Consider the following 219-nt stretch of genomic DNA (forward strand, 5'->3'; position numbering starts at 1 on the left):
CGCAATCGCAAGACGTGGTACCCAATGCGGTGCGTCTGTTCGATGAATTTACTTACAAGGCGCGCTCGTGGCCGAAGGCCTGGCGCGTGCTTCTCAAGGCCGAGGTCATGGCGCTTGGCGAGAACACCCGCTTCATCGTGACCTCGCTGCCAGGACTCGATGCCGGCATGTTGTACGAAGATATTTATTGCGCGCGCGGTCAGGCCGAAAATTACATCA

1 protein-coding gene is annotated in these 219 nt (G+C 57.5%); it reads left to right on the forward strand.

Annotated elements, in window-relative coordinates:
* On the forward strand, window positions 1-219 hold a 219-nt coding region (locus F2P45_RS35360), incomplete at both ends, for a transposase (RefSeq protein ID WP_187367283.1).

Origin of the sequence: Massilia mucilaginosa (genome assembly GCF_011682145.1) — a bacterium.
GTDB classification, from domain to species: domain Bacteria; phylum Pseudomonadota; class Gammaproteobacteria; order Burkholderiales; family Burkholderiaceae_D; genus Telluria_A; species Telluria_A mucilaginosa.